This is a genomic window from Pseudomonas gebzensis, assembly GCF_034427815.1.
Classification (GTDB): domain Bacteria; phylum Pseudomonadota; class Gammaproteobacteria; order Pseudomonadales; family Pseudomonadaceae; genus Aquipseudomonas.
Genome location: NZ_JAXQNS010000042.1, coordinates 1 through 616, shown reverse-complemented (window position 1 = coordinate 616; position 616 = coordinate 1). Strand labels below are relative to the sequence as shown.

Sequence of the window (616 nt, the reverse complement as noted above, 5' to 3'; positions counted from 1 at the left end):
GCACGTGTCGCCCTGCACACGCTGGATCAGAAGGTCAAAGCCCTGTTCTTGCATCAACCCCAGCAGATCGTTGCGAGCGCCTCCGGCAGCAGCCGACTGATGCTGGATCCCGCCACAATCAACCGCTGGCTCGCTGACCTAGGGCAGGCAGAGGCCGCCGCACAACTGAATAGCGCGGGCACGCCCGCCCACGGCGTGCGGGTCAAACAGTGGATGAACCAGCATTTGGGCAGCGCGCTGCCTGGATTGCTGGTGGCACTGAACATGTGGAATGTGCACAACACCTATAGACAGGCACAGAACGACGGCAGCTTTACGGCGGATGAACTGCGCAGCCTGGGTGCGAATGCGGGGTATGCAGCGAATGCGATTGCGGCATTGTGGGTGGGGCCGGCGTGGCATCGGGCTGCGGGGATGTCGGCGAGTTTAGGTGATGAAACAAAAAAGGTTGCTGAGGCTGGATACAGGCAATGGTTGTCCGCTGCGAGAAAGGCATCGAAAGATGGGGTTGGCTTGGCTCTAGCCAATGAATTTTCCGCTGTTTCTAAAGCGCTGATCTGGAAAACTGCAACTTGGGCAGCACTAGGCGCCATGGCGACGGCTTTGGAGGCTTGGC

The 616-nt window shown here is 59.6% G+C and carries 1 pseudogene; it reads left to right on the top strand.

The annotated features are described in order from the left end of the window. Positions 1–616, top strand: a pseudogene (locus SJI00_RS22380) (T6SS effector BTH_I2691 family protein); the annotation flags it as partial.